The 24150-nt window shown below is 75.8% G+C and carries 21 protein-coding genes; 16 read left to right on the forward strand and 5 right to left on the reverse strand.

Annotated features, from left to right (window positions below):
- Positions 1-657 (reverse strand): hypothetical protein, encoded by a 657-nt coding sequence (locus GA0070609_RS01520; RefSeq protein ID WP_088992128.1) that lies wholly within the window; start codon positions 655-657, stop codon positions 1-3.
- A 266-nt stretch (positions 658-923) separates the two neighbouring features.
- Here GA0070609_RS01520 and GA0070609_RS01525 point away from each other — a divergent pair, with 266 nt between their 5' ends.
- The 9 genes from GA0070609_RS01525 (at position 924) to GA0070609_RS01565 (ending at position 10412) form a co-directional block, all read left to right on the forward strand.
- Entirely contained in the window at positions 924-1715 is a 792-nt protein-coding gene (locus GA0070609_RS01525; protein WP_088992129.1) for a GNAT family N-acetyltransferase, read from the forward strand.
- Entirely contained in the window at positions 1712-2593 is an 882-nt protein-coding gene (locus tag GA0070609_RS01530) for a lysophospholipid acyltransferase family protein (protein WP_088992130.1), read from the forward strand. Before GA0070609_RS01525 ends, GA0070609_RS01530 begins: the two co-directional genes overlap by 4 nt.
- Before the next feature lie 117 nt (positions 2594-2710).
- Entirely contained in the window at positions 2711-3541 is an 831-nt protein-coding gene (locus GA0070609_RS01535; RefSeq protein ID WP_088992131.1) for a DUF4097 family beta strand repeat-containing protein, read from the forward strand.
- Positions 3538-4152 carry a PadR family transcriptional regulator gene (locus GA0070609_RS01540; RefSeq protein ID WP_088992132.1) on the forward strand — a complete coding sequence of 205 codons (615 nt, stop codon included), beginning with the start codon at positions 3538-3540 and terminating at the stop codon, positions 4150-4152. The genes GA0070609_RS01535 and GA0070609_RS01540 overlap by 4 nt, the downstream gene beginning before the upstream one ends.
- A 120-nt stretch (positions 4153-4272) precedes the next feature.
- Positions 4273-4974 carry a response regulator transcription factor gene (locus tag GA0070609_RS01545; RefSeq protein ID WP_088992133.1) on the forward strand — a complete coding sequence of 234 codons (702 nt, stop codon included), beginning with the start codon at positions 4273-4275 and terminating at the stop codon, positions 4972-4974.
- Positions 4971-6515, forward strand: a complete 1545-nt coding sequence (locus tag GA0070609_RS01550) for a sensor histidine kinase (protein ID WP_088992134.1) — start codon at positions 4971-4973, stop codon at positions 6513-6515. The genes GA0070609_RS01545 and GA0070609_RS01550 overlap by 4 nt, the downstream gene beginning before the upstream one ends.
- Positions 6516-6577: 62 nt before the next feature.
- The gene (locus GA0070609_RS01555; protein WP_088992135.1) at positions 6578-8317 is read left to right on the forward strand and encodes a trypsin-like peptidase domain-containing protein; all 1740 of its coding nucleotides are present in this window, start codon (positions 6578-6580) and stop codon (positions 8315-8317) included.
- 174 nt (positions 8318-8491) lie between these two features.
- On the forward strand, positions 8492-9163 hold the full coding sequence (locus GA0070609_RS01560; RefSeq protein WP_088992136.1) for a BON domain-containing protein: 672 nt from the start codon (positions 8492-8494) through the stop codon (positions 9161-9163).
- A 187-nt stretch (positions 9164-9350) separates the two neighbouring features.
- On the forward strand, positions 9351-10412 hold the full coding sequence (locus GA0070609_RS01565) for a glycosyltransferase family 4 protein (RefSeq protein ID WP_088997419.1): 1062 nt from the start codon (positions 9351-9353) through the stop codon (positions 10410-10412).
- A gap of 162 nt (positions 10413-10574) precedes the next feature.
- On the opposite strand, the gene GA0070609_RS01570 is transcribed toward GA0070609_RS01565, so the two are convergent.
- Complete coding sequence (locus tag GA0070609_RS01570) at positions 10575-12221, reverse strand: serine/threonine-protein kinase (RefSeq protein ID WP_088992137.1); 1647 nt, start codon at positions 12219-12221, stop codon at positions 10575-10577.
- A 131-nt stretch (positions 12222-12352) separates the two neighbouring features.
- On the opposite strand from GA0070609_RS01570, the gene GA0070609_RS01575 reads away from it, so the two are divergent.
- The 5 genes from GA0070609_RS01575 to GA0070609_RS01595 all read left to right on the forward strand — a co-directional run bounded on the left by GA0070609_RS01575 (position 12353) and on the right by GA0070609_RS01595 (position 19488).
- The gene (locus GA0070609_RS01575) at positions 12353-13186 is read left to right on the forward strand and encodes a patatin-like phospholipase family protein (RefSeq protein WP_088992138.1); all 834 of its coding nucleotides are present in this window, start codon (positions 12353-12355) and stop codon (positions 13184-13186) included.
- Positions 13186-14202 (forward strand): 1-acyl-sn-glycerol-3-phosphate acyltransferase, encoded by a 1017-nt coding sequence (locus GA0070609_RS01580; protein ID WP_088992139.1) that lies wholly within the window; start codon positions 13186-13188, stop codon positions 14200-14202. Before GA0070609_RS01575 ends, GA0070609_RS01580 begins: the two co-directional genes overlap by 1 nt.
- Before the next feature lie 9 nt (positions 14203-14211).
- Positions 14212-14529, forward strand: a complete 318-nt coding sequence (gene cutA, locus GA0070609_RS01585) for a divalent-cation tolerance protein CutA (RefSeq protein ID WP_088992140.1) — start codon at positions 14212-14214, stop codon at positions 14527-14529.
- Positions 14530-14576: 47 nt separating this feature from the next.
- Positions 14577-18104: an SCO7613 C-terminal domain-containing membrane protein gene (locus GA0070609_RS01590; RefSeq protein ID WP_088992141.1), complete on the forward strand. Its 3528-nt coding sequence runs from the start codon at positions 14577-14579 to the stop codon at positions 18102-18104.
- 337 nt (positions 18105-18441) lie between these two features.
- Entirely contained in the window at positions 18442-19488 is a 1047-nt protein-coding gene (locus GA0070609_RS01595) for a fatty acid desaturase family protein (protein ID WP_088992142.1), read from the forward strand.
- A gap of 53 nt (positions 19489-19541) precedes the next feature.
- Here the strand turns inward: GA0070609_RS01595 and GA0070609_RS01600 are convergent, their stop codons facing one another.
- On the reverse strand, positions 19542-20309 hold the full coding sequence (locus tag GA0070609_RS01600; RefSeq protein ID WP_088992143.1) for a hypothetical protein: 768 nt from the start codon (positions 20307-20309) through the stop codon (positions 19542-19544).
- Positions 20310-20559: 250 nt separating this feature from the next.
- Between GA0070609_RS01600 and GA0070609_RS01605 the strand changes: the two genes are divergently transcribed.
- On the forward strand, positions 20560-20853 hold the full coding sequence (locus tag GA0070609_RS01605; protein ID WP_088992144.1) for a 4a-hydroxytetrahydrobiopterin dehydratase: 294 nt from the start codon (positions 20560-20562) through the stop codon (positions 20851-20853).
- Positions 20850-22001 (forward strand): FHA domain-containing protein, encoded by a 1152-nt coding sequence (locus GA0070609_RS01610; RefSeq protein ID WP_088992145.1) that lies wholly within the window; start codon positions 20850-20852, stop codon positions 21999-22001. The genes GA0070609_RS01605 and GA0070609_RS01610 overlap by 4 nt, the downstream gene beginning before the upstream one ends.
- Before the next feature lie 92 nt (positions 22002-22093).
- Here the strand turns inward: GA0070609_RS01610 and rocD are convergent, their stop codons facing one another.
- Positions 22094-23308: an ornithine--oxo-acid transaminase gene (gene rocD / locus GA0070609_RS01615; RefSeq protein WP_172899458.1), complete on the reverse strand. Its 1215-nt coding sequence runs from the start codon at positions 23306-23308 to the stop codon at positions 22094-22096.
- The gene (gene ddaH, locus GA0070609_RS01620; protein WP_172899459.1) at positions 23308-24123 is read right to left on the reverse strand and encodes a dimethylargininase; all 816 of its coding nucleotides are present in this window, start codon (positions 24121-24123) and stop codon (positions 23308-23310) included. Before ddaH ends, rocD begins: the two co-directional genes overlap by 1 nt.
- Positions 24124-24150: the final 27 nt, after the last annotated feature.

Here is a 24150-nt window from a genome sequence, read left to right on the forward strand (position 1 = left end):
TCAGCCGGTCGGCAGCGCCACCCAGGTGGCGCGGGCGGTGCCGAGCAGGTCACCGGTCGGTCCGTACAGGCTGGTGTGCACGAGCGCCTTGCGGCCCTCGCCGCCGACGGCCGCGCCGGTCACCACGCACTCGTCGCCGGGCGCCGGCAGCGCGCGTACCGTCGCGGCGATCCGGCCCAGCACGTACGGGCGGCCGGGCGCGATCACCGACCAGCCGCCGGGACAGTCCAGGGCGGCCCAGACGGTCGGCGCCTCGACCTCCGCCGGCGCCCGGAACGGGGCGGCGGTCCGGCCGTCCGGCAGCCGACCCGGGAAGATCCGCAGCCCGTCCGCCCGCCGCGGCCCGCAGACGTAGCAGCCGGGGAAGGGGTGGTCGACCAGACCGGGGTACGCGGCCGCGGCGGCCCGGGCGGTCGCCAGGTCCACCGGCGGCACCATCGTCTCGATCTGGCCGGTCTCGCGGACCTCGGCGACGAGGTTCCCCTCCGGGTCATGGACGTCGCCGTCAGCGAGGGTCAGCGGGGTCTCCAGCGGCGGCGGCCGGCGCAGCGTCACCTCGACCACCCCCGGCCCGCCGTACGCGGCCGCGAAGAGCCCGGCGCTCCAGCCGCCGTTGCCCGAGCCGGGCGGCCCGTTGAAGCGCGACTCGATGATCATGAGACACCTCCGGACGGTCGCGGCTCCGGCGTCGTCGCCGGGCGCTCCGGCAGCCTCGCACGCCGGGGTGCGCGCGGCGTCGCACCCCCTGCCGTCCCGACGACCCGGCCGCCGCCGCTCGGGTCGGGCCGCTGCGTCGTCGCCCGGCGGAGTCCTGGCTGGGCATCGCCACCCGTCCCGGCGGCGCCACGGGTCGCCGGCCGGCGTTCACCGGATCGACACTCCTGGTCACCGCGACCGGCACCCGGGCCGCCTACACAATCCCCATGGCTGTCCTGCCCGCCGCTGGCGCACCCCTGACGACCAGCGGATACACCCTGCTGATCGCCGACGACCCGACCCGGGTCGCGGCCGCGCAACGCCTCCGGCACGAGGTGTTCGCCACCGAACTCGGGGCCACCGTCCCGGGCGCCGCCGGCCTGGACGCCGACGACCTCGACCCGTACTGCGACCACCTGATCGTGCTCGAGGAGCGCACCGGCGAGGTGGTCGGCACGTACCGGCTGCTGCCGCCCGGCCGGACCGCCCGCCGGTACGCCGAGAGCGAGTTCGACCTCACCCCGCTCGCCCCGCTCCGGGACGTCCTGGTCGAGACCGGCCGCTCCTGCGTGCACCCGGACCACCGCTCCGGCGCGGTGATCAACCTGATGTGGGCCGGCATCACCCGCTACCTGCACCTGCGCGGCTCCCGCTGGCTCGGCGGCTGCGCCTCGGTGCCGGTCGCGGACGGCGGGCTCGCCGCCGCCGAGGTCTGGGCCCGGGCGCGGGCCCGGCACCTGGCCCCGCCGTCGCTGCGGGTCCGGCCGTTGCGGCCCTGGTTCGCCGAACCGGCCGCCCGGACGCCGGCCCCGGATCCCGGCCCGGTCGGCGCGAGCCGGATGCCGCCGCTGCTGCGCGGGTACCTGCGGCTGGGCGCGTGGATCTGCGGCGAGCCGGCGTACGACCCGGACTTCGGCGTCGCCGACTTCTACGTGCTGTTCTCGCTGGACCGGATGAACCCGCGCTACCTGCGGCACTTCCTGGCCGGGGCGGACCGGCCGGCGGGGGCGGACCGGTGAGCCGGCGCGACCTGTGGCGGCCGGCCTCCGGCTGCGGCCCGCACTGTCTGCCGCCGCCCGGCGGCACGCCGGGCGTGCCGGCCGCCCGCCGGGCCGCGCGGCTGGTCGCCCTGCTCGGCATGCTGGTGCTCGGCGCGGGCCTGGCGGTGGTGCTGCCGCTGCTGCCCGCGGCGGAGCGGCGGGCGGCGCTGGGCGGTTGGGCCCGGGTCACCGCCCGGGCGCTCGGGGTGCGCCTGGTGGTCCGGGGCCGGCTGCCCCGGCGACGCGCGCTGCTGGTCGCCAACCACGTGTCCTGGCTGGACGTGCTGGCCGTGCTCGCCGTCGCGCCGGCCCGGCTGGTGGCCAAGCGCGAGGTCCGCGGCTGGCCCCTGCTGGGGTGGCTGGCCCGGGCCGCCGGCACCCTCTTCGTGGACCGCGCCCGCCCCCGCGACCTGCCGACCACGGTGGGCCGGGTGGCGGACGCGCTGCGCGCGGGCCGGGCCGTGGCGGTGTTCCCGGAGGGCACCACCTGGTGCGGCGCGGCGACGGGCTGCCGGCCGGCCGGCGGGTTCCGGCCGGCGGTGTTCCAGGCGGCCGTCGACGCCGGCGCCCCGGTGGTGCCGCTGCGGATCGGCTACCGGGACGCGCTGACCGGGGACGCGACCACGGCGCCGGCCTTCCTCGGCGCCGAGAACCTGTGGCGGTCGCTGCGCCGGGTGCTGGCCAGTCGGGACCTGGTGCTCACGGTGGCCGTGACGACCGCGCTGCACCCTGCGCCGGGGGCGGACCGGCGAATGCTGGCCCGGGCCGCCGAGTCGGCCGTACACCTCTGCTCGGCTGCCGCCCAGCCGGCGGCGCGGCGGGCGCCGGCGGCGTGGGAGGTCGACCTGGCCGCCTGATCGGCCGCGCGGGGGTGGCGACCTGGCCCTCCGCGACCTCCTTGTCATGTCGCGATGTATCGCGTTACTCTCCTCGGCGTCGGGCGCGCCGCGTCGCGCTCGCCGAGGGGAGGACCCATGACCGAGTGGACCGTCGACAGCCCGCAACGGCTCACCCTGGACGGGCCGGTCACCCGGCTCGACGTCCGCCTGGTCAGCGGCCGGCTCAACGTGGTGGCCACCGACGGCCCGCCGCGGGTGGACGTCACCCGGGTCGGCCGCCGGCCGGTCCGCGTCGAGCACCGGGACGGCCGGTTGTCCGTCCGGCAGCCGCGCGGCAACCGGTGGCGGGACATGCTGTTCTGGGCCGGACCGCTGGCCCGGCTGCCCCGGGTCGACGTCTCCGTCGCGATCCCCGCCGACGTGCTCGCCGACCTGCACCTCACCGAGGGCTCCCTGGTCGCCTCCGGGCTGCGCCGGCAGACAAGGGCCGACGTGACCGCCGGCCAGATCACCCTGATGGGGCTGCGCGGGCAGACCGCCGCGAAGATCACTTCGGGCCCGGTGGAGGCGCTCGGGGTGACCGGCGACCTCGACGTGGAGACCGTCTCCGGCGAGGTCATCCTCGCCGACAGCGCTCCCGGCCAGGTCCGCGCGCAGACCGTCTCCGGCGCCATCACCTGCGACTTCGACAACCCCCGGCGCAGCGACATCCGGCTGAGCACGGTCTCCGGCAGCATCACCGTCCGGGTCCGCGAGGACAGCGACCTCGCCGTCCGGCTGCACACCTCGTCCGGGCGGATCACCAGCGGTTTCCCGGCCGTACGTGGCAACGCGGCGCTGGGCGCGGTGGTCGACAGCGAGGGGGTGCTCGGCGCCGGCGGAGGTAAGCTCTGGGCGTCCGCCACGTCCGGCAGCATCGCGCTGCTCGCCCGCCCGGTGGACGACGACGAGGAGGAGCTGCCGTGACCGCCGTGTTCAGTCACGGGCGGCTCCGGCTCTACCTGCTCAAGCTCCTCGACGACGGCCCCAAGCACGGATACGAGCTGATCCGCCTGCTGGAGGAACGCTTCCTCGGCCTGTACGCGCCCAGCGCCGGCACCATCTACCCCCGGTTGCAGCGGCTGGAGGCCGACGGGCTGGTCAGCCACACCGCGGCCGGCGGCCGAAAGGTCTACGAGATCACCGGCGCCGGACGGGCCGAGCTGAGCCAGCGGGCCGGGGAACTGGCCGCCCTGGAATCGGACATCGCCGCCTCGGTGGCTGATCTCTCCACCCTGGCCGGGGAGATCCGCAGCGAGGTACGCGGCTCGGTGCGCGACCTCAAGCGGGAACTGCGCGAGGCGACCCGGCAGACCCGGCGCAACCGGTGGATCCCGCCCGCTCCCGCGCCCGTCACCGCACCCCCGCCGCCCGGGCCGGAGCAGGCCGCGCAGGCCGAGTTCGACCAGCGGCTGACCGCGTTCGCCGGCGAGGTGTCCGCGCTGGTCCGGTCCCGCCGGCTCAGCGAATCCCAGCTGCGTACGGCGATCCGGCTGCTCGACGGGGCCCTGGACGGGCTGCGCCGGCTGCTGCGCTGACCGCCGCCCGGGCCGGCCGACGGCCCGCCGACGCGGGCTCCAGCATCCGGCCGGCCGGCTCACAGGTTTTTTCCAGCCACCACGCAGGCCGGACGCAGCGATGGCGCGGATGATGGGCACATGCCCGCTACCCAGACCGAGGCACGCCTGCTCGTCGTCGAGGACGACCCCAACATCCTCGAACTGCTCTCCGCGAGCCTGCGGTTCGCGGGCTTCGACGTGGCGACCGCGACCAGCGGCAGTTCCGCGCTGAGCGCCGCCAAGGACCACCGGCCCGACCTGGTGGTGCTCGACGTGATGCTGCCCGACCTGGACGGCTTCGAGGTGATCCGGATGCTGCGCGAGGGGGGCACCCGTACCCCGGTGGTCTTCCTGACCGCCCGGGACGCCACCGACGACAAGATCCGCGGGCTGACCCTGGGCGGCGACGACTACGTCACCAAGCCGTTCAGCCTGGAGGAGCTGACCGCCCGGATCCGGGCGGTGCTGCGGCGCACCAGCACCGGCGAGCAGGCCCCGTCCCGGCTCACCTTCGCCGACCTGGAACTGGACGAGGAGACCCACGAGGTGCACCGGGCCGGCCAGCGGGTGCAGCTGTCGCCGACCGAGTTCAAGCTGCTGCGCTACCTGATGCTGAACGCCAACCGGGTGCTGTCCAAGGCGCAGATCCTCGACCACGTGTGGAACTACGACTTCCGTGGCGACGACAACATCGTCGAGTCCTACATCTCCTACCTGCGGCGCAAGGTCGACAACGTCGAGCCCCGGCTGATCCACACCCTCCGGGGCGTCGGGTACGTGCTGCGCAAGCCGGCGGCGTGAACCCGGTCCAACAGGCGAAGGAGCGGGTGCGGAGCATCCCGCTGCGGGTCAAGCTGGTCACCGCGGTGCTGGCCCTGGTGACCGCCGCCCTCCTGGTGATCAGCGTGGCGACCGCGTACTTCCTGCACAGCTACATGGTGGGTCGGATCGACGGTCAGCTCAACGCGTTGCTCGACCGGGGCATCGCGCCTGACCGGGCCACGGCACAGACCCTGCCGACGGACTACCTGCTGGCTCAGGCCAACCGGAGCACCGGAACGGGCCGGGTGGTGCGGGACGGGTCGCTGTCGGAGGAAGACCTGCCCAGCCGCCTTGATGACATCCGCTGGTACGAGGAGCACGCCGACCAGGGTGCTTTCACCGCCGAGGCCGCGGACAAGCGGATCCGCTGGCGGGTGATGATCCGCCAGGTGAGCGACAGCGAGTTCAAGGTCGTCGGACAGAACCTCGCCGACGTCGACGTCGCCGTCCGGCAACTGCTCTGGATCGATGTGCTGGTCGGCGGGGCGGTGCTGATCCTGCTCGCCTCGATCGGCGCGGGCATCGTCCGGACCAGCCTGAAACCGCTGGTGGAGATCGAACAGACGGCCGCGGCCATAGCCGGCGGCGACCTGACCCGGCGGGTGCCCGACCCGGAGGAGGGGCAGGATTGCCCGACCTCGGAGCTGGGCCGGCTCTCCCGGGCGCTGAACGCGATGCTCACCCAGATCGAGGCGGCCTTCACCGCCCGGGCGGCCTCGGAGACGGCGGCCCGCTCGGCCGAGGCGAGCGCCCGGGACGCCGCGGTCGCCGCCCAGGCGTCCGAGGCGCGCGCCCGCCGCTCGGAGGAGCGGATGCGGCAGTTCGTCGCGGACGCCTCGCACGAGCTGCGTACCCCGCTGACCACCATCCGCGGCTTCGCCGAGCTGTACCGGCAGGGCGCGGCCCGCGCCCCGGAGCAGACCGCCGACCTGCTGCGCCGGATCGAGGACGAGGCGGCCCGGATGGGCCTGCTGGTGGAGGACCTGCTGCTGCTCGCCCGGCTGGACCGGGAGCGGCCGCTCTCCCTCGCCCCGGTCGAGCTTCCGGTGCTGGCCAGCGACGCGGTGGAGGCCGCCCGGGTGATGGCTCCGGAGCGCCGGGTCGAGCTGGAGATCGAGCCGGGTTCCGGGCCGCTGGTGGTCTACGGCGACGACGGCCGGCTCCGGCAGATCATCGGCAACCTGATGACGAACGCATTGACGCACACCCCACCGGACGCGTCGGTGACCCTCCGGCTGCGGGCCGAGCCGGGCAACCTGGCAGTGGTGGAGGTCGCCGACACCGGCCCCGGCCTCGCCCCGGAACAGGCGGAACGCGTCTTCGAGCGGTTCTACCGGGTGGATGCGGCCCGGACCCGGCGGGCCGGTGGCAACACCGGCGCCGGCCTCGGCCTGGCCATCGTCGCCGCGCTGGTGAGCGCCCACCACGGCACCGTCGAGGTGGCCGAGACCCCGGGTGGGGGAGCCACCTTCCGGGTCCGGCTGCCGCTGGTGCCGGACGTGGACATCGACGGCGAGTGATTCTCAGCCAACCTTCAGGCCGGTTCCAGGCTGGTCGCAGAGCACCGGGGCAAGGTAGAGACATGACCGAGTACGAGTCCGACCCGCAGCGCCGGCCGGCCCCCACCGACGCCGAGCCGTCGCACCCCACCGCCGAGCTGCCGCACGTCGAGCGCGCGCAGTCCGACTCCCCGACCACCGAGGCCGGCCCGGCCGCCGCGGCCACCGAGCCCACCCTTCGGTCGGTCGAGGCCGCCGAGCCGGCGTCCGCCGGGGGCCCGACGCCGGCCGCCGAGCCCACCGTCGGTCTCCCCGCCGCCCGGTCCGCCGAGCAGCCCACCGCCGGTCTGCCCACCGCCGGACCTGCCGAGCAGTCCACCGCCGGCCTGCCCGCCGTCGGGCCCGCCGAGCGGCCCACCGCCGACGGCACGGCACCCGCCCCGGCCCGGCTTCCGGAGCAGGCCGCGGGGACCGACGAGCCCACCGTCCCGGTCGCGGCGGTCGCGGCCCAGCCGACCTCGGCCGCGCCCGCCGCCGCCCCGTACCACCCGACCTCCGGCCAGCCGGGCCACCTCCCGGCCGGCGGCCACCCGTACCCGGCCGGCGGGTCCGGCCACCCGGCCGCCGGCGGCTACCCGGGCGGCCCCTGGTACTCCGGGCAGCACTCCGGCTGGACCGGCGGGGGCCAGCCGGGCGCCCCCGGACCGGTCTTCCCGCAGCAGCACCCGGGTCAGCCGACCCCGCCCTGGGCGCCGGCGCACTCCGCGCCGCGACCCGGCCGGATCGCCAAGTTCGCCGGTGCGGGCGTCGCGGTGCTGGCGCTGATGCTCGGCTCCGGGGTCGCCGGCGGCGCGCTGGCGCTCGCCGTCGACGGCGACTCGGGCGGGATCACCCGCACCTACTCGGCCGCGCCCGTGATCAACGGCGCGGACCTGCCGCGGATCGCCGCCTCGGTGCAGGACAGCGTCGTGTCGATCACCACCGACAGCGGTGAGGGATCGGGTGTGATCCTCACCGACGACGGTTACGTGCTGACCAACAACCACGTGGTCGCCGCGGCCGGCGGGAACAGCGTCCGGGTGGTCTTCGCCGACGGCAAGAGCGCCCAGGCGCGGATCGTCGGCACCGACCCGAAGACCGACCTGGCCGTGGTGAAGGCCTCCGGGGTCAGCGGCCTGCAGCCGGCCACCCTCGGCGACAGCGACGCCATGCAGGTCGGTGACCAGGTGCTCGCGCTGGGCAGCCCGCTGGGCCTGCAGGGCTCGGTGACCGCCGGCATCCTCAGCGCGCGGGACCGCACCATCCAGGCCGGCAGCGGTGAGCAGCGGCAGAACCCGAGCCAGGGGGCCAGCTCGATCTCCGGGCTGCTGCAGACCGACGCGCCGATCAACCCGGGCAACTCCGGCGGCGCGCTGGTCAACACCCGCGGCGAGGTGATCGGCATCAACACCGCGATCGCCACCGCCGGGCAGGGCAGCGGCAACATCGGGGTGGGCTTTGCCATCCCGAGCAACAAGGCCAAGGACGTGGCCGGCAAGCTCCAGCGCGGCGAGAAGGTCAGTCACCCGTCGCTGGGCGTGAGCGTCAACGCCGCCCCGGACGGCGGGGCGCTGGTCGCCGCCGTCACCCCGGGCAGCGCCGCCGAGAAGGCCGGCCTGCGCCAGGGCGACGTGATCACCCGGTTCGGCGACAAGGTGATCAACGACTCCAACGACCTGGTCGGCGCCGTGCAGGCCGGCAAGGTCGGCGACCGGGTCGAGGTGACCTACCAGCGAAACGGATCCGAGTCGACGGCAACCGTGACGCTCGCCGAAGCGTCCTAATCCGTACCGAGCCTGCCTCCTCCCATGGGCGGCGGGTGACGGGGCCAAGGGGGTTGGCTCCGTCACCCGCCGCCCGCTCCTTTCTCCGGCGGTTCACCCGGTCCGGGTGAACCGCCGTCACCCGCCGCGCCGGCACCGTCGGCAGGAGACCCGGCAGGCGTACGGGAGGGTGCGATGACCACGGCAGCGACCGTCCGGACCGACGCGCAGATCCAGCGGGACGTGCTCGAGGAACTGGCCTGGGACGTCCGGGTGCAACCGAACGACATCGGCGTCACGGTGCGGGACGGCGTGGTGACGTTGACCGGCTGGGTGGACAGCACCGCGGCGAAGTGGGCGGCCGAGCGCTGCGCGCAGCGGGTCCGCGGCGTGCGGGTGGTCGCCGACGACGTGGAGGTCCGGTTGCCCGGTTCGGCCGAGCGGACCGACGAGGACATCGCCATCGCGGTCAGCCGGGCCCTGGAGTGGGACAGCTTCGTCCCGGCCGAACGGTTGGACGTGACGGTGGCCAACGGCTGGGTGATGCTCCGCGGGACGGTGGAGTTCGGCTGGCAGCGGCGTATCGCCGAGCACGAGATCCGCCGGCTGCGCGCTGTCCGCGGGGTGACCAACCTGGTCGACGTCCGGCCGGCCACCCGACCGGACGCGGAGCGCACCCGGCGGGACATCCAGCGGGCGCTGGCGCGGGGTATCGGCACCGAGCGGGTCACCGTGACGCTGGACGGCGACACCGTCGTGCTGGCGGGCGTGGTCCGCTCCTGGTGGGAACGGGACCAGGCGGAACGGACGGCCTGGTCGGCCGAGGGGGTGGCGGCGGTACGGGACCACCTGCTGGTCGGTGGATGAGCGCCCCCGGATGTCCGGTTTAGCGGGATCACCACCGGGAATGCGCCACCGATCCGGTTGACCGGGCCGGTCGAGGCGGTGCCGACCGGGGGACGGCCCGCGCATCGAGGGGACGGACGGGGGAGGATTCGTGGCCCTGAACCACCTGTCGGCCGACCGATCGCGGGAGCGGCCCCTGCGGATCGCGATGGTGGTCCCGCCGTGGCTGTCGGTGCCCCCGCCCGGGTACGGCGGGCTGGAACAGGTGGTCGCGGTGTTGGTGGACGCGCTGGCCGCGCGCGGCCACGCGGTGACCCTGTTCGGTGCGGGTCGGGAGCACCGGGCCGCCGCCGACATCGTCTCCACGGTGCCCGACCTGCAGTTCGACCGGCTCGGCGAGGCGCTGCCCGAGCTGGCCCACCTGGCCCGGGTCAACCAACTGGTGACCGCCGCCGACTTCGACGTCATCCACGACCACACCACCATCGGCCCGCTGGTCGCCGGCCGGCGGGCGGTCCCCACGGTGGCGACCGTGCACGGCAACCCGGTGGGCGAGTACGGGACCGTGCTCAGCGACACCGACCGGGGCGTCGGACTGGTGGCCATCTCGCACGCCCAGCGGCGGCTGAACCCCCGCCTGCCCTGGGTGGGCACCGTGCACAACGCGATGGACGTGCGCGGCGTGCCGAGCAAACGCGCGCCCAGCGACGGGCCGGTGCTCTGGCTGGCCCGGTTCAGCCCCGACAAGGGGCCGGACGCGGCGATCCGCGCCTGCCGCGCGGCCGGCCTGCCGCTGGTGCTGGCCGGCAAGTGCAACGAGCCGCCCGAACGCCGCTACTACCAGGAGGTCGTCCGTCCGATGCTCGGCGAGGACGTGACGGTGGTGCTCGACGCCGACCGGGACGCCGCGCTGCGGCTGCTGGTGGACGCCCGCTGCCTGATCATGCCGATCCAGTGGGAGGAGCCGTTCGGCATGGTGATGGTGGAGGCGATGGCGACCGGCACGCCGGTGGTGGCGTTGAACCGCGGCGCGGTGCCCGAGCTGATCCGGCCGGGGGTGACCGGGCTGATCTGCGACCGGGAGGAGCAACTGGCCGACGCGGTGCGGGAGGCGAGCCGCCTCGACCCGGCCGACTGCGTGGCGCACGTCGCGGAGCACTTCTCCACCGAACGGATCGCGATCGGCTACGAGGAGGTCTACCGGCGGTTCATCGCCGCCAGGATGCCGCACACCGGCATCCGCGAGCCGGTCCGGGCCGGCCCGGGCTGAGCGCGACAGGCCGGGTGCGGCGGGCCGGCCGCGCAGGCCGTGCGGCGGGCTGGGCGTGCCGGCCGTGCGGCGGGCCGGCTCTGGCGGCGGGCGCAGTGTCAGCGGGCCGGGTGCGGCGGGCTGGCTGCGGCGGCGGGCGCCCTCGTGTCCGGCGGGCGACGCTCAGACGCGTGCGGCGGCCAGGTCCGCGATCGCCGAGTCGAGCCGGCGGGCGTACCCGGGGGTGATGCCGCCCTCGCGTACCCGGGTGGCCACCTTCTCCCGCAACCGGGTCACCGGCCCGGTCAGGTCGGCCGGCCCGGAGCCCACCGCGGCGGTCAGGTTCCGCAGCTCGTTGCGCAGGTCCAGGCCGACGTCGGCGCGGATCTCACCGCCGTCGAGCCCCGCGCCGATCAGCCCGTCGAGCCGGTTGGCGACGGTCAGCAGGCTGGCCGGCCCGGGTAGCGCGCGGGTCGGTTCGGGACGCCCCGGGGAGGCCGGTGCCGACGTGCCAGCTGGCGCCGCGTCCGGTACGGCGGGTGAGGGCTGCCCGGTCGGCGCCGTGGTGGGCAGCGCCGCCGGCGGCGGGTCGCCGTCCGGCCAGAGCGCCGGCACGGCCAGCCCCACCGCGGCCAGCAGCACCACCGCCGTGACCAGGACGGGCCGCGGCACGCGGCGGACCGCACCGGTCGCAGCGGCCTCCGAGCCGCCCACTGGTCGGTCGACCCGGTCCGGCATGGCCGACCCGGCCACCGGACCCGGCCCGGCGGCGCCCGACCCGGCGGTGCCCGGCTCGGCGGTGCCTGGCTCGGCGTCACGCGGCCCGGCCGTGCCTGGCCCGGTGTCACCCGGCCCGGACGTGCCTGGTCCAGCACCAGCCGGCGCGGGGCGTGGCCCGGTCTGTGCGGAGGTCGGGGCCGCCGGAGTCGGTGCGGCCGGGGTCAGCGCGGGCAGCGTCACGGTCGGCGCGAGCATGGTGGCCGCCTGCGGATCGGCCGGGAGCAACTGGTCGCGCAGTCCGGTGGCCACCTGGCGGGCGGTGGGCCGCGCGGCCGGGTCCCGGGTCAGGCAGCTCAGGCAGATCCGGGCCACCTCGGGCGGCAGCCCGGGCACCCCGGCCAGCGAGGGCGGCCGGCCCGCGGCCAGCGCGGCGCTGAGCTGGTCCCAGGTGTCGGCCGGGTACGGCACCCGACCGGTCAACGCCTGATAGAGCAGCACGCCGAGGGAGTAGACGTCGGTGGCCGGCTGCGCGGGCGCCCCGTCGAGGCGTTCCGGCGCCACGTACGCCGGGGTGCCGAAGGTGTCGCCATCCTCGTCCTCGTCGGGAGCGCCGACCCGGGTGGCGATGCCGAAGTCGAGCACCTTGGCCCCGGTCCGGGTCAGCATCACGTTGGCCGGGGTGATGTCCCGGTGCACGATGCCCAGCCGGTGCGCGGTGGCCAGCGCGTCGGCGACCTGGGCGCCCAGCTCCACCGCCTCCGGCCACGGCAGCGGGCCCTCGGTCAGCCGTAGTTCCAGCTCCTCGCCGGTCAGCAGCTCCATCACCACGAACGAGGTGATCGAGCCGTCCGGGGCGACCGTCTCGCCGTAGTCGTGCACCGAGGTGACGTGCGGGTGCACCAGCTGGGCGGCGGAGCGCGCCTCGGTGCGGACCATGTCCCGGAACCGGGCGTCGGCGGCGAGCGACGGGGCGAGCACCTTCAACGCGACGATCCGGTCCAGCACCTCGTCGTGGGCGCGCCAGATCACCGACATCCCGCCGGCGCCGATCTGGTCGAGCAGCCGGTACCGGCGGGCCAGCAACCGGCCGGGGTGCAGCGCTGGCTTCACGGTTCGCACCTGCCTCGGGGTGGGAGCGGTATCAGGTTGCGTGAATGTTTCCGGCCTGTCAACGGCAACGGCCGGGGCCCGGCGGAGCCGCCGCGACGGGGCACCGGCGCGGCCGTGCCAGGATGAACGACATGGCGCGGGGACCGGTGGCGTTCGTGCTCGGGGGCGGGGGCGTCCTCGGCGCGGTCGAGGTGGGCATGCTGCGGGCGCTGTTCCGGGCCGGGATCCGGCCGGACCTGGTGCTCGGCACCTCGATCGGCGCGGTGAACGGCGCGCTGGTCGCCGCCGAACCGTCCGAGGCGGTCACCGACCGGCTGGTCCGGCTCTGGGCGTCCCCCGAGGCCAGCGAGGTGTACGGCGACTCGGTCGCCCGGCAGCTGCGCCGGTTCGCCGCCCGGACCCACCTGCACTCGCCCCGCCCGCTGCGCAAGCTGCTCGAGAACGAGCTGGGCGCCGAGACCACCTTCGCCGACCTGCGGGTGCCGTTCCGGTGCTGCGCGGCGAACATCGAACGGGCCGCCGAGCACTGGTTCGACAGTGGGCCGCTGGTGCCGGCGGTGCTCGCCTCCGCCTCGGTGCCGGGGCTGCTGCCGCCGGCGCGGATCGGCGACGAGCACTTCGTCGACGGCGGGATCGTCAACTCGATCCCGATCGGCGAGGCGGTCGCCGCCGGCGCCGGGCAGATCTTCGTCCTCCAGGTGGGCCGGATCGAGCGGGAGCTGAGCCCGCCCCGCCGGCCCTGGGAGATCGCGCAGGTCGCGTTCGAGATCGCCCGCCGGCACCGGTTCGCCCGGGAGATGGCCGCGCTGCCGGACGGGGTGGAGGTGCACGTCCTGCCCACCGGTGGGCTGAACCCGCGCGACGACACGCCCTGGGCGTACCGGGACATGGCGGCGGTGGGCCGGCGGATCAGCCGCGCGTACACCGCCTCCCGGCGCTACCTGGCCACCCAGCTGGAACGCTGATGCCGCTGCCGCCGCGGTGGGTCCGCCGGGTGCTGCTGGCGCCCGGGGTGGTGCTGCTCGCCTTCCTGGTGGTGACCACGCTGCCGGTCTGGGCGCTGCTCGCGGCGGCCGCCTCACCGCTGGTCCCGGGGCGACTGCGGCCGCTGCGGCTGCTCTGGCTCGGCTGCGTCTACCTGGTCTGGGACGCCGCCGCGCTGCTCGCCCTCTTCGTGCTCTGGCTCGCCTCGGGTTGCGGCTGGCGGGTCCGCACCCCGGGTTTCCAGCGAGCGCACTACCTGCTCGCCGGATGGTTCCTGCGGCTGCTGTTCTGGCAGGCCCGGTGGACGCTGCGGTTGCGCATCGAGGTGGTCGGCACCGACCCGGACACCGCCCTGCCGGGCCGGCCCGAGCTGGTGCTCTGCCGGCACGCCGGGCCGGGCGACTCGTTCATCCTGATCCACGCCCTGGTGAACTGGTTCCGCCGCGAGCCGCGGATCGTGCTCAAGGACAGCCTGCAGTGGGACCCGGCGATCGACGTGCTGCTCAACCGGCTGCCCAACCGGTTCATCGCGCCCGGTCCGGACGGGCGCGGGTCGGTCACCGAGCAGATCGGGCACCTGGCCACCGGCCTGGACGACGACGACGCGTTCGTGATCTTCCCGGAGGGCGGCAACTTCACTCCGAAACGCCGGCTGCGGGCCATCGCCCGGCTGCGCTCGCTGGGGCTGGAGCGGATGGCACTGCGGGCGGAGCGGATGCAGCACGTGCTCGCGCCGCAGCCCGGCGGGCTGCTGGCCGCGCTGGACGCCGCTCCCGAGGCCGGGGTCATCTTCGTGGCGCACACCGGGCTGGACCGGATGCTCACCGTCGCGGACGTGTGGCGGGAGCTGCCGATGGACAAGCGGATCGTGATGCGCTTCTGGTCGGTGCCGCCCGAAGAGGTGCCGACCGATCGGCAGGAGCGCATCGACTGGCTGTTCGACTGGTGGCACCGGATCGACGAGTGGATAGCGGTCAACCGGGACGGTCCCGCGTAGGGTGCGCTCGTGGAACAGATCTGCGTGGTGACGACGGTGGTGGACGCGCGGCCGGTCGCCGACGCGCTCGCGGGCGCGGCGGTCGACGCGCGGCTGGCGGCCTGCGCGCAGGTGGGCGGGCAGGTGGACAGCACCTACTGGTGGCGTGCCGCGGTGGAGACCAACGCCGAGTGGTCGGTGCAGTTCAAGACCACCGAGGACCGGGTGTCCGCGCTGGTCGACCAGATCCGCGCCGGGCACCCGTACGAGGTGCCGGAGATCCTGGTGGCCCGGGTGGAGAGCGACCCGCCGTACGCCGCGTGGGTGCGCGAGCAGACCCGGCCCTGAGTACGCGCACTCTGGGCGGCTGAGGTCCGGCCGCCGATGATGGCCGGGTGGAGAACACCGGCTACCCCTGCCCGGCCTGCGGCGCGCCCGCCGACCTGCGCTCCGGCTGCTCCGGCTGCGGCCGGCCGCCGTACCCGCCCGCGGCTGAGGTGATCCGGCTCGACCGGGAGATCGTCGCGCTCGGCGGCGAGGCGGAGCGGGTTCGGCAGACGTACCAGCAGCTGGTCGACCGGCTGGCGGCGACCCGGCAGCGCCGGGACCGGTTGGCCGCGGCGATCCGCGCGCAGTTCCCGCTCCCGGTCGCCCGCCCGCCGGCCGTGGCCGGCGGGCCGCCACGGCCCGTCCCGGCCCCAACCCCGGCCGGTCAGCCGCCCGCCGTCGCGGGCCCCGCCGTCCTGGCCGGTCCGCCCGCCATGGCCGGTCCGCCCGCCGGAGCGGCCGCACCCGTGGTGGTCGGCGCGCCGGAGGCCTCCACCCGCACCGTGCAGGGTCTGCTCTTCGTCCTCGGTGGACTGCTGCTCGGCACCGCGGCGGTGGTCTTCACGGCGGTGGCCTGGGCCGCCGTCGGGGTGGCCGGCCGGGCGCTGATCCTGGCCGCGGTGACCGCCGTGGCGCTGGCCGGGCCGCTGCTGGCCGTGCGGCGCGGGTTGCGGGGCACCGCGGAGACGTTCGCCGCGGTGGGGTTGCTGCTGGTGGTGCTGGACGGCTACGCCGCCTGGTCGGTGGACCTGTTCGGGGTGGCCGGCTGGCCGGGGACCCGGTACGCCGCGCTGGTCGGGGGGGCCAGCGCGGCGGCCGCCCTCGGGTACGCCCGGCTCAGCCGGCTCACCGTGCCGTGGTTCGCGGCGTTGCTGGCCGCCCAGCCGGTGCTGCCGCTGTTCGCGGTCGAGGCGCGGCCCAGGCCGGCCGGATGGTCGCTGGTCTTCGTCGGGGTGGCCCTGCTGAACCTCGCCGTGCTGGTGGCGTTGCGCGGCCGGGCCACCGGTGCGGCGCTCGCCGGCCGGATCGTGGCCTGGATCGCGCACGCGGCCGCGCTGGTCGCGGCGGCCGGCTGCGCCCTGGTGCCGCTCGCGCTCGGTCGGGCCGCCGGTACGCCGCTGCTGGCCGGGCTGCCGTTGCTGCTGGTGGCCGCCACCCTGCTGGGCACGGCGGTGCTCGCCGGCGGCCCGGTCTTCCGCGCGGTGGCCGCCGGGTTGCTGGTGCCGGTGCTGGCCGGCGCCCTGCTCCGGCCGGTGGCCGAGCTGCGGGAGTCGCTGCTGCTGGTGGCGGCGGCGCTGGTCGCGGCCGGGCTGGCCGCCGCGGTGCGGCTGCTGCCGGCTGGAACGCGCAGCGGCCCGCGGGTCGGCGCGCTGCTGGTGTCCGGCGGCCTGCTCCAGCTGGCCGTGCTGATGGCCGTGGTGTTCGCGGGCGACGCGGTCGCCCGGTCGCTGCCGCCCTGGCGGGGCGCCGCCGCCGGGCCGGACTTCGCCTGGGGCTGGCAGCTTCCGGTGGCGGTGGCGCTCACCGTGGCCGCCGTGGCGTTGCTGCTGCCCGCGGCAGCGCGCCCGGCGGTGGCCGCGGCCGGGGCGGCGGCGGTCGCGCTCGCCCTGCCCGCGGTCGGGCCGACGCCCTGGCCGCTCGCGCTCGCCGTCGACCTGGCGGTCGGGGCGGTGCTGCTGGTCGTCGCGGCGGCCCGCGAGACCCGTTCGTGGACCGTGCTGACCAGGGCGGTGGCCGGAGCCGTGCTGCTCGGGCACGGCCTGCTGGTGGGGCTGGCCGCGCCCGCCGGGGCCGGCGTGGCACTCGCGGTGACCCTGGTCGCCGGGGTGGTGGCGGCCGCCACCGGCCGGGGCGGCTCGCCCGTGCGGCGGGCGGTGGGCGGGTCCGCGATGCTGGCCGCGCTGCTCGCGGTGCCCGGGGGCGGGGCGGTCGCGTTGATCGGCGCGGGAGCGCCGGCCTGGTGGCAGGCGCGGGCCGCGCTCGGCACCGCCGCGCTGCTGCCGGTCGCGCTGCTCGCCGTCCGTCGACACTGGCCGGACCTGTCCGGGTACGCCTCGGCGGGGCTGGCCATGGCGGCCGTGCTGGTCGGGCTCGGGCCGCTGGCCGTACCGGCCGACGAGCCGGTGGCGCTCTACGCGGCCGTGGCGGCGCTGCTGGTCGCCCTGGGCGGCTTCCGGACCCGGCAGCCGCTGCCGGCCGGCGAGACCGCCCGGCGGGTGGCCGGGGCGGTGCTGCTGACCGTGGCCGTGCTGGCCGTCGTCCCGGTGGTGCTGACCGCGCTGGTCGCCCCGTACGGCGGCCCGCCGGCGCCCTGGTCGGGGCGACCCGTCGGGGCGCCCGACCCGGCGACCCTGCCGGCGGGCCTGGCCCTGACCGTGCTGGCGCTCGCCGCTGTGGCGGGCGGGTGGCCGCGCCCTGCCGGAGGGGCCGGCGACGGTTCGACGGTGTCTCGCGGGCCGGCGGGCTGGTGGTCGGCCACGCTCACCGCCCTGCCGTTCGCCGTGGCCGCCGCGCCGGTCCTGCTGCTGGCCGCGGGCGCGCCCTGGCCCGTGGTGCCGGCCGTCGTGCTGGCCCTCGGCGTGGCGGCGCTGCTGCTCGCCGCCCTGGCCGCGCCGCGCCCGCTGCTCGTCCCGGTCACCGCGCCGGTGGGGCTGGTGCTGACCGGATCCGGGGTGCTGGGCCTACTGGCCACCCGGGCCGGCACCCTCGCCGGCCTCGGTGTACTGGTGGTGGCCGCGACCGTGGTCGGTGTCGCCGGGCGCCGGGCCGAGGTACGCCTCGCCGGGACTCTGGTCGCCGTGGCCGCCGCCACCGCGCTCGCGGTCACCGCGCCGCTGGCCGGCGGTCTGCCGCTGCGTGCGGCCGCGTTCACCGTGCTGGCGGTGGCGGCGCTCACCCTGGCCGTCGCCGCCGCCCTGGCTGGTCGGTGGCACCCGACGGCGGCCACGCTGGACGCCGCCGCCCAGGCGGTGGCGCTGGTCGGGCTGCTGCTCACTGCGGGCTCGCTCCGGCACGCCGCGGCGGTGTGCGTGCTCTGGGGGGCCGCCGTCGCGCTGCGACTGCTGCGTCGGGGCGAGTCCGCCGGCCGGCGGTGGGCGTTCGCCGGCATCGCCGGGGGCACCGAACTGCTCGGCGCCTGGCTGCTGCTGGCCGCCGGGGGTGTGGCGGTGCTGGAGGCGTACACGCTGCCGGCCGCGGCGCTGGCCCTCGGCGCCGGCACGCTGGCGCTGCGCACCCGCCCGGGGCTGAACAGCTGGCTCGCGCTCGGCCCCGGGCTGGCCGCCGGGCTGCTGCCCAGCCTGGTGTCGGTGCTGGTGGCACCGGAGCCACAGCCGTGGCGTCGGCTGCTGCTCGGCGCCGCCGCGCTGGCCGTGGTGCTGGCCGGGGCGACCCGGCGGTGGCAGGCCCCGGTGCTGCTCGGCGGGGGCAGCCTCGCCCTGCTCGCGCTGCACGAGCTCGGCCGCGGCTGGGACCTGCTGCCCCGATGGATCTTCCTGGCTGTCGGCGGGCTGGCGCTGATCGGGCTCGCCGCCACGTACGAGCGGCGGCGGCGGGACCTGGCCCGGCTGCGCGCCGCCGTGGGCCGGATGAGCTGAGCCGCCAGGGCGTCCGAGTCGGGTCGGGCCGGTCTGGGATGAGCTTGACCGGCGTCCTATGCGCGCCCGAGGTGCCGGTGTCCGGGTCGGCGGTGTCGGGGTCGGTGTCGGGGTCGGCGGTGCCAGGGGCGGGCCGCAGATGCGGGGGTGGGGGCCGGTGATGACGGGGTCCGGGTCGGGGTCGGGCGGCGCCGGGCTCAGGGGGATCGGGTAGGGCTCACCCTACCCAGGATCCGGGGGTTGTCAGGGTTACTCAGCGCGACCGTTCTCCGGAGACTCGGAGGTGGGGTCGTTCCGCTCGGCGCGGCCTGAAACCGAGGGACGGGAGCGGGAGACGATGCTCGGAGCGGTGGCGGATCCGCCGGTACGGCGGGGCAGTGACTACGCGGAGTTGTCCCGACGGATCAGCCGGGCGGGGCTGCTGGACCGGCGACCGGGGTGGTACGCGGTGCGGATCGCGCTCACGCTGGGCGCGTTCCTGGCCGGCTGGGCCGCGGTGGTGCTGGTGGGGGACAGTTGGGCGCAACTGCTGGTCGCCGCCGGGCTGGCGGTGGCCACCACCCAGGTGGCGTTCCTCGGCCACGACGCCGGCCACCGGCAGATGTTCCGCCGGCGCGGGCCGAGCGAACTGGTCGGCCTGCTCGCCGGCAACCTGGCGGTCGGGCTCAGCTACGGCTGGTGGGTCGACAAGCACAACCGGCACCACGCCAACCCGAACCATGAGGACGAGGACCCGGACGTGGGGGCGGGCGCGCTGGTCTGGACGTACGAGCAGGCCGTCGCGACGCGCGGCTTCGGGCGGTGGCTGGCCCGCCGGCAGGCCTGGCTGTTCTTCCCGATGCTGCTGCTGGAGGGGTTGAACCTGCACGTGGCGAGCGTCCGGGCGGTGGTCGGGCGGGAGCCGGACGGCCGGTACCGGACCCCGATGCGGCACCGGGGGGTCGAGGCGCTGCTGCTCGGCGCGCACACCGCCGGCTACCTCGGCGTGCTGCTGCTGGCCATGTCGCCGGCGAAGGCGCTGCTCTTCGTCGCCGTCCACCAGGGACTCTGGGGCCTCTACATGGGCTGCTCGTTCGCGCCGAACCACAAGGGCATGCCGATGCCGACCGCGGCCGAGCGGCTCGACTTCCTGCGCAAGCAGGTGCTCACCTCGCGCAACGTCCGGGGCGGCCGGTTCGTCGACCTGGCGCTGGGCGGGCTGAACTACCAGATCGAGCACCACCTGTTCCCGAACATGCCCCGGGCGAACCTGCGCCGGGCCGTGCCGATCGTGCGGGCGTACTGCGCCGAGCGGGGCATCCCGTACGCGGAGACCGGGCTGGTCGAGTCGTACCGGCAGGCGCTCGCCCACCTGCACGAGGTGGGCCGGCCGCTGCGCGGCTGAGACGCCGACGGGGGCGGCACCGACCGGTGCCGCCCCCGTCCGCGCTGGTCGGATCAGGCGCCGAACGCCTTGATCAGCTCTTCCGGGGCCTCCTGGGTCTCGCTCGCCGCCGGCTTGCGGACGCTGACCGGGGTACCGAAGTCCGAGTAGGTGGTGGTCATCGTGCCCAGCGACTCGTGCAGCACGCTGACGTCGATGGCGATCTCGGTGAGCCGGCCCTGGTCGTCCACCTTGGCGGTGAACGGCACGGCCTTGGCCTTCTCGCCCAGCGCCGCGATGTCCTTGTCCTTGGCCATGGTGCGGGTGTAGTCGAGGGTGCCGGCGTAACTGCCCTCGCTGGTCTCCTTGACCTCGGCGACCGCGTCGATGAGCTTCTGGGCGCCGCCCGGGTCGCCCTCCGGCAGCAGGTTGAGCTGCCCGCTCTCGCCGAGCTTGGTGGCGTCCATGTGCAGCCACTTCTTCGGCAGCCCGGCCATGCCGGTGACCTTCAGGTACGCGTCGTCGCCGACGATCACGACCCGGAACTTGCCCGAGGTGCCCATGTTCAACGTCATGTCGCCGGTCTTGGTGGCCGGGTCGAGGACGCCGCCACCGGTCATCACGGACGACTTCAGCTCCATCCGGACGCTCTGCTCGTTCAGCTTCTGCGCGGCGGCGGTCAACTCGCCCAGCGCGTCGGCCGGGGCGCTGCTCGCCGGCGCCGCGGTGCCGCCGTTGCCGGCCGGGGTGTCCTCGCCCGTCTTGCTGCCGCAGCCGGTCAGTGCGAGACCGAGCGCGGCGACGAGCGCGACCCCCGTGGTCGCCAGCCGTCGAGTGTTCATGCTGGATGTCTCCTCGTGAAGGTTGGGCCGGGGCGACGACGACGGTCGATCCCCCGGCCGGGCCGTTGGCCAGCCTAACCCGAGCCATCCACAGCCCGACGTCGATACCCCGCCCCGTCCCGCGGGTAGTCCGGATCACCCACCGCAGCGGCCGGGGGTTGCCCCGGTGGCCGGGCCGACCGCGCGGGGGGCGGCCACACCCCGCCCTGCTGGTCGGCGTCGTCCCGATCTGCCCCGGTAGGGTCACCCCATGGCAGACGTGCTCACCGCGGAGGCGGTGCGAGACGAGCTGGGTGCGCTGGCGGACTGGTCGGGAGACCCCGCCGGGATCACCCGCACCGTGGAGCTGGCCAGCTTCCCGGACGCCATCACGGTGGTGGACCGGGTCGCGGCGACGGCCGAGGAACTTGACCACCATCCCGACATCGACATCCGCTGGCGGACCCTCACCTTCCGCTGCGTGACCCATTCCGCTGGCGGGGTGACCCGGCGTGACCTGGAGCTCGCCCGGCGGATCGACGAGATCGTGCGGAGCGCCCGATGAGATTCGAGATCAGCAAGGTGCTGGACGCCATCGAGGGCCGGGTCTGCACCGACCCGTCGCTGGCCCGCGCGGTCGTCGACCTCGCCGAGGTGATCCGCTACCAGGACCTCGACGGCGGCCGGCCGGCCAGTCTGCTGCGCCTCGGCATGGTCATCGACGCGCTGGCCCGGCAACTGGAGGAGGACAGCGTCCCGGTCTACGCGATCGTGCACCGGGCGCTGCTCTCCGACGCGGACCTGACCTCCAACGAGCGGATGGTGGTCCGCCGCTGGGCCGACGACGGGCTGGTCGAGGTGCTGGACAATCCGGGCGACCGGATGTTCGAGGTGGCCGACCTGCTCGGCCTGCCGGTGCTCAGCCGGGCCCGCGCCGACGGCCTGCGCGGGCGGTACCCGTGGCTGGTCGAGCAGCCGGGTCGGGTGCTCGCCCCGGTGCCCGGCCCCGGCGGGCCGGTCTTCGTGGCCCACGTCGGCAAGGGGGACACCCCGGTGGCCGGGGAGCCCTCACCGGTCGGCGGCAAGCTGCTCGCCCGCCAGTGGCGCTGCCCGGAGCCGGGCTGCGCGCTCTTCGGCGGCGGTGGGGGCGGGGGCGCCTTCGCCGACCTGGCCCGGGTGGACCGCAGCCCGGCCGGCCAGCCGCCACCCTCGCTGCGCGGCGGGGCGCCCACCTGCCCCCGGCACGGCACCCGGCTCGGCGACGCCGGCCCACGGCCGCGTACCGAGGTGTTGGCGGTTCGCATCGGCGGGCTGATCCGGCGGCGCTTCGTGCTCAGCGAGGAGCAGCCGGTGGTGGTGGGCCGGGCGCCGGAGCAGACCGGCGGGATCACCCTCGGCCAGTGGCTCAACGACGAGGCCCGGCGCTGGATCAGCCGCAACCACGTGCGGTTCGAGCTGCGGGTCGGCGAGGTGATCGTCACCGACGTGAGCACCAACGGCTCCGGCATCCGGCCGGGCGGCTCGATGGCCGAGCCGGACCGGATCGCGCTCAAGCCCCAGCAGTCCCGGGTCCTCGACGCCGGTGACATGGTCGAGCTCTACCCGGGGGTGCAGGTCGGCCGGCCCGGCGAGCTGCCCGCCGGCGCCCCGTACACGCCCACCTCGGTGATGGCCGAGGCGCCGACCATGGCGATGCGCCTGCCGCGCCCCTGACCGCCGGGCCCCGCCGGGTGGCGGCGGGGTCGCCGTGACGGCGGCGGGCGCCGGGACCGTGGTCCCGACGCCCGCCGCTGTCGTACGCGAACTCAGCCGGCCAGGACGGCCGCGAGCTGGGCGACCGCGTGGTCGATCTCCGCCTCGGTGACCACCAGCGGCGGGGCGAGCCGGATGGTGGAGCCGTGGGTGTCCTTGGCGAGCACGCCGCGCTCGGCCAGCCGCTCGCACGCCTGGCGGCCGGTCATCAGCGCCGGGTCGATGTCCAGCCCGGCCCACAGCCCGCGGCCCCGGACCGCGACCAGGCCCTTGCCGATCAGCCCGCGCAGGCCGGCGTGCAGCCGCTCGCCGAGCTCGGCCGAGCGGAGCTGGAACTCGCCGGTGGCCAGCAGCCGGACCACCTCGGTGGCCACCGCGCAGGCCAGCGGGTTGCCGCCGAAGGTGGAGCCGTGCTGACCCGGCTTGAGCACGCCGAGCACGTCGGCGTCCGCGGCCACCGCGGAGACCGGCACGATCCCGCCGCCGAGCGCCTTGCCGAGCAGGTACATGTCCGGCGTGACGCCCTCGTGGTCGCAGGCGAACGTGGCACCGGTCCGGCCCAGGCCGGACTGGATCTCGTCGGCGATGAAGAGCACGTTGCGCTCGGTGCAGACCCGGCGGACGCCCGGCAGGTAGCCCTCCGGCGGCACCACGACGCCCTGCTCGCCCTGGATCGGCTCGAGCAGCACGGCCACGGTGTTCTCGTCGATCGCGGCGGTCAGCGCGGCCAGGTCGCCGTACGGCACCACGGTGAAGCCCGGGGTGTACGGCCCGAAGTCGGCGCGGGCGTCCTCGTCGGTGGAGAAGCTCACGATGGTGGTCGTCCGGCCGTGGAAGTTGCCCTCGGCGACCACGATGTTGGCCTGCCCGGCCGGTACGCCCTTGACCTGGTAGCCCCACTTGCGGGCGACCTTGATGCCGGTCTCCACCGCCTCGGCGCCGGTGTTCATCGGCAGCACCAGGTCCTTGCCGCAGAGCTCGGCCAGTTCCCGGCAGAAGTCGGCGAACTGGTCGTGGATGAACGCCCGGCTGGTCAGGGTGAGCCGGTCGAGCTGGGTGTGCGCCGCCTCGATCAGCTTGGGGTGCCGGTGGCCGAAGTTCAGCGCCGAGTAGCCGGCCAGGAAGTCGAGGTAGCGGCGGCCGTCCACGTCGGTCAGCCAGGCGCCCTCGGCGGAGGAGATCACCACCGGCAGCGGGTGGTAGTTGTGCGCGGTCCAGCGTTCCGCGTCCCGGACCGCTCCCGGCGTCCGCAGCATGTCGTCGACGATCACTTGCTTGCCTTTCCCTGACGGAGTCGCAGCGTGCAGCACTTCGGTCCACCGCCGGCCTTGCGCAGCTCGGACAGGTCGACACCGATGGTCTCGTAGCCCCGGTCGCGCAGCTTCGCGGCCAGGTCGGTGGCCTGGGCGGGCAGCACCACGTGCCGCCCGTCGCTGACCGCGTTGAGCCCCAGCACCTCGGCGTCGGCCATGGTGGCGTGCACCGCGTCCGGGAAGAGCCGGCGCAGCGCGGCCTGGCTGCCGGGCGAGAACGCCTCCGGCAGGTACGCCACGGTCTGCTCGTCGAGCACGGTCAGCGCGGTGTCCAGGTGGTAGAAGCGCGGGTCGACCAGCTGCATGGTGATCACCGGGTAGCCGAAGACCTCCTGCAACTGGGCGTGCGAGGCGTGCGCGGTGCGGAACCCGGTGCCGGCCAGCAGCACGTCACCGGCCAGCAGGATGTCGCCCTCGCCCTCGTTGACGTGCTTCGGGTCGTACATCTCGAAGCCGGCGGCCTCGAACCAGGCGCGGTAGGCGGGGGCCTCGTCGGCGCGCTGCGGGTCGCGGAACTGCACGGCCATCGCCTTGCCGTCGATCACCGTGCCGCCGTTGGCGGCGAAGACCATGTCGGGCAGGCCGGGCACCGGAGTGATCTCCTCGACGGTGTGGCCCAGCTCCCGGTAGACGTGGCGGAGCTCCTCCCACTGCCGGATCGCCAGGTCGGCGTCGACCGGCGCGGTCGGGTCCATCCACGGGTTGATCGCGTAGTCCACGGCGAAGTACGTCGGCCGGCACATCAGAAAGCGCTGGCTGGTGGCGTCCATCGTCATTGTCCTGCTCCCAGGGGTCGG

The sequence above is a fragment of the Micromonospora echinaurantiaca genome (assembly GCF_900090235.1).
GTDB lineage: Bacteria > Actinomycetota > Actinomycetes > Mycobacteriales > Micromonosporaceae > Micromonospora > Micromonospora echinaurantiaca.

Coding starts and splice junctions, on each gene's coding strand:
- GA0070609_RS01565 (WP_088997419.1), top strand. CDS start 9,351: ATGGTGGTCCCGCCGTGGCTGTCGGTGCCCCCGCCCGGGTACGGCGGG.
- GA0070609_RS01595 (WP_088992142.1), top strand. CDS start 18,442: ATGCTCGGAGCGGTGGCGGATCCGCCGGTACGGCGGGGCAGTGACTAC.
- GA0070609_RS01535 (WP_088992131.1), top strand. CDS start 2,711: ATGACCGAGTGGACCGTCGACAGCCCGCAACGGCTCACCCTGGACGGG.
- GA0070609_RS01525 (WP_088992129.1), top strand. CDS start 924: ATGGCTGTCCTGCCCGCCGCTGGCGCACCCCTGACGACCAGCGGATAC.
- GA0070609_RS01555 (WP_088992135.1), top strand. CDS start 6,578: ATGACCGAGTACGAGTCCGACCCGCAGCGCCGGCCGGCCCCCACCGAC.
- GA0070609_RS01600 (WP_088992143.1), bottom strand. CDS start 20,309: ATGAACACTCGACGGCTGGCGACCACGGGGGTCGCGCTCGTCGCCGCG.
- GA0070609_RS01545 (WP_088992133.1), top strand. CDS start 4,273: ATGCCCGCTACCCAGACCGAGGCACGCCTGCTCGTCGTCGAGGACGAC.
- GA0070609_RS01580 (WP_088992139.1), top strand. CDS start 13,186: ATGCCGCTGCCGCCGCGGTGGGTCCGCCGGGTGCTGCTGGCGCCCGGG.
- ddaH (WP_172899459.1), bottom strand. CDS start 24,123: ATGGACGCCACCAGCCAGCGCTTTCTGATGTGCCGGCCGACGTACTTC.
- GA0070609_RS01605 (WP_088992144.1), top strand. CDS start 20,560: ATGGCAGACGTGCTCACCGCGGAGGCGGTGCGAGACGAGCTGGGTGCG.
- GA0070609_RS01560 (WP_088992136.1), top strand. CDS start 8,492: ATGACCACGGCAGCGACCGTCCGGACCGACGCGCAGATCCAGCGGGAC.
- GA0070609_RS01610 (WP_088992145.1), top strand. CDS start 20,850: ATGAGATTCGAGATCAGCAAGGTGCTGGACGCCATCGAGGGCCGGGTC.
- GA0070609_RS01520 (WP_088992128.1), bottom strand. CDS start 657: ATGATCATCGAGTCGCGCTTCAACGGGCCGCCCGGCTCGGGCAACGGC.
- GA0070609_RS01575 (WP_088992138.1), top strand. CDS start 12,353: ATGGCGCGGGGACCGGTGGCGTTCGTGCTCGGGGGCGGGGGCGTCCTC.